Source organism: uncultured Cellulomonas sp. (assembly GCF_963527515.1).
Lineage (GTDB): Bacteria > Actinomycetota > Actinomycetes > Actinomycetales > Cellulomonadaceae > Cellulomonas.
This window is the reverse complement of record NZ_CAURTV010000188.1, coordinates 1-3,062: the sequence shown is the minus strand read 5'-3', so window position 1 is coordinate 3,062 and position 3,062 is coordinate 1. Positions and strand designations below refer to the sequence as shown.

The 3,062-nt window shown below is 75.9% G+C and carries 4 protein-coding genes; all 4 read right to left on the bottom strand.

Annotated elements, in window-relative coordinates:
- A partial coding sequence (locus RYN42_RS20120) for an SIS domain-containing protein (protein ID WP_315099397.1) occupies positions 1 to 572 on the bottom strand: 572 nt, incomplete at its 3' end.
- Complete coding sequence (locus RYN42_RS20115) at positions 569 to 1,795, bottom strand: glycosyltransferase (protein WP_315099395.1); 1,227 nt, start codon at positions 1,793 to 1,795, stop codon at positions 569 to 571. The genes RYN42_RS20115 and RYN42_RS20120, both read right to left, overlap by 4 nt.
- Complete coding sequence (locus tag RYN42_RS20110; protein ID WP_315099392.1) at positions 1,792 to 2,751, bottom strand: glycosyltransferase; 960 nt, start codon at positions 2,749 to 2,751, stop codon at positions 1,792 to 1,794. Before RYN42_RS20110 ends, RYN42_RS20115 begins: the two co-directional genes overlap by 4 nt.
- Positions 2,748 to 3,062, bottom strand: a 315-nt coding sequence (locus tag RYN42_RS20105; protein WP_315099389.1) for a glycosyltransferase family 9 protein, incomplete at its 5' end; no start/stop codon positions are given. The genes RYN42_RS20105 and RYN42_RS20110, both read right to left, overlap by 4 nt.

Sequence of the window (3,062 nt, the reverse complement as noted above, 5' to 3'; positions counted from 1 at the left end):
CGCGCGGCCAGGTGCGCGTCCACGGCCGCGCACAGCGCGTGCACGAGCACCAGGTGCACGGCCTGCACCCCAGCGGTCGACGCGGCCGGCACGCACACGGCGGCGTCTGCTGCGTCGGCGAGCGGGTTCGGACCCGGGCCGGTGAGCGCCCACACCTGCAGCCCGAGCGCCCGACCGCGCTCGGCGGCGCGCACGACGTTCGGGCTGCGTCCCGACGTGGAGAGCAGGACGAGGACGTCGTCGGCCCTGCCGTGCGCCTCGACCTGCCGGGCGAACATCTCCTCCGCGCCGTAGTCGTTGACGATCGCCGTCAGGCTCGAGGTCTCCGCGCACAGCGCGATCGCCGAGTACGGCCGCCGCTCGGCGACGAACCTCCCGACCAGCTCGGCGGTCAGGTGCTGGGCCTCCGCAGCGCTGCCGCCGTTGCCCGCAGCGAGCAGTCGGCCGCCCGCGACCAGGCGGTCGGCCAGCTGCCAGCCCCACCCCTCGACGGTCGCCGACTGCTCCTGCACCGCGGCGAGGGAGCCCGCCAGCTCCTCGAGGTGCTCCCCGAGCCACCCGGTCCCGGTCATCCCGCTGCCACCTCCGTGAGCACCGACCGGTGCGCCATGGTGCGGTAGACCAGCTCCGTCTGCGCGGCCACCCGGTCCCAGCCGTACCTGCTCACCGCACGGCGGCGAGCGGCCGCGCCGAACGCGGCCCGGCGCTCCGGGTCGTCGAGCAGGGAGCGCAGCGCGGTGGCCAGGGCGGCCGGGTCGCGCGGCGGGACGAGGAGCCCGGTCCGGCCGTCCTGGACCGTGTCGAGCAGGCCGCCGACGGCGGAACCGACGACGGGGATGCCGCACGCCGCGGCCTCGATGGGCACGATCCCGAACGGTTCGTACCACGGGGTCGCGACGACGACGTCGGCGGAGGCTGCCAGGGCGGGCAGGTCGTCGTGGTCGACCCGGCCGACCAGGTGCACCCGCTCACGCACACCGGTCGCGGTGGCGAGCTCGAGCAGCCGCCGGGCCTCGGCGTCGCCGTCGAGCAGGGCGGCGTCCGGTCCCCCCGCCACGACGAGCTCCGCGTCCGGGAGCTGGGCCAGCGCGCTCACCACGGTCTCGATGCCCTTGCGCTCCACCAGCCGTCCGATGCACAGCAGGCGGTGGCGTGCGCGGCGGGGCGGCCCGGCGGTGTGGTCGGCGCCTCGGGGACGGAAGTGCGTCGTGTCCACGCCGCACGGCACGACGCGGATGTGGCCCGGGGGGACACCGAGCCGGCCGAGCTCGGCCACCTCGTCGGAGCACGTGGCCACGACGACGTCCACGCGGCGGCCGATCGAGGTCTCCGCGACGATGCGCCCGGGCGGGCTCGTGTCCTTGTCGCCCTGGTGTCGCCGCTTCACGGAGCCCAGCGCATGGAACGTCTGGGCGACGGGGACACCGGTCACGGACGAGGCCTGCAGGCTGGCGAGCCCGGACATCCAGAAGTGCGCGTGCGCCACGTCGGGCACCCGCTCACCGCTCCAGGCCCGGCCGAGCACCTCACCGAACTCGGGCATCCAGGGGAGCAGCTCGTCCTTGGCCACCTGTCGCGGCGGTCCGGCAGCGACGTGCACGACGGTGACGCCCGGGACCAGCTCGACGGACTCCGGCAGGTCGGGGTCGTCACGCCGGGTGTAGACGTCGACCTGGTGGCCCGCCCGGGCCAGGGCGGCGCTCAGGGCGGCGACGTGGACGTTCTGACCGCCTGCGTCGACGCCACCGAGCGTCGCCAGCGGGCTCGCGTGCTCGGACACCATCGCGATCCTCATCGCGTCACCTCCTTGAGCAAGGACTGCCAGTCGGACAGGAACCGGTCGAGACCGAAGTGCTGCAGGGCGTGCTGCCGCGCTGCGAGCCCGTGCGCCCGTGCGTCGTCGGCGTCGTGCAGCCAGCGGCGGGCCGCCTCGACCAGCCGAGCGGGGCGGGCGCTCACCACCCCGACCTCCGGGGGGACCGCCTCCGGGACGGCCGTGGCGGAGACGGCGAGGACCGGCATGCCCAGGGTCATCGCCTCGATGAGGGAGAGCCCGAGGCTGGTCCAGCGGTACGGGTGCAGGTACGCGCGCGCGTCGGCGAGGTCGTGGTGCAGCCGCGCCTGTGGCAGGTCGGTGTGCAGGTGCGGGGCGAGCCCTGGTGCGTGCTCGGCCAGCGCGGCGACCCCCATGCCGTAGACCTCGACCGGCACCCGCGCCGCCACCTCGAGCAGCACGTCGGTCCCCGCCACGCGCCAGCGCCGCACGGGCTCGTTGACCACCGCGGCGATGCGCTCGCGCTGCCCGGTGTACCGGTACCCGGGGTCGGGGATGCCGTGGTCGATCACCGTCGTCGGGGCCCGCCCGCAGTCCCACATGAGTGCGTTGAAGTCGGAGACGTGGGCGACGACGACGTCGGACCGGTCGGCCAGGAGGTGCGGCGTCGCGGCGGCGGGGCCGGCCGGGGTGTTGTGCTCGACATAGACCGCCGGCAGGTCGACCCCCGGACGCCGGCCGGTCCATCGCGTGACCAGCTCGAGGTCGCGGGGCCGCTGCAGGACGACGACGTCGACGGGCTCGTCGCGCAGCCGTGCGAGCGGGACCTCACGCGCCGAGGCCGGCCACTCCCAGGTCCGGGCGCGGCCGAGGCCGTCCGGCGACCGGGCGTCGTCGACCGGCACGACGAAGTCGTCGGGACCCTGGACGAAGGACGTCATCCACGACCCGTGCACGTGCCAGACGAGCACCCTCATGCCGGCACCTCCGGTCGGGCCGCGCGGGCCAGTGCGTCGACCGCAGCGACGACCTGTCCGCTGGTGACCGACGCGAGACACGGGTGTCCCGGCACCGGGCAGGCGCGCGCCCGGGTGCCGGCGCACGCGGCGTCCTGGTCTCCGAGGAGGACGTGCGGCACCCCGAACGGTGCCCAGCGGTCGGCCGGCACGACGGGGGAGAAGAGGGACACGACGGGGGTGCCCACGGCCGCCGCCAGGTGCGCCGGCCCGGTGTTGCCCACGACGACCGCGTCCGCGCCGGCCAGCACGGCGGCGAGCTCCGCCAGGCT

Coding starts and splice junctions, on each gene's coding strand:
- RYN42_RS20115 (WP_315099395.1), bottom strand. CDS start 1,795: ATGAGGATCGCGATGGTGTCCGAGCACGCGAGCCCGCTGGCGACGCTC.
- RYN42_RS20110 (WP_315099392.1), bottom strand. CDS start 2,751: ATGAGGGTGCTCGTCTGGCACGTGCACGGGTCGTGGATGACGTCCTTC.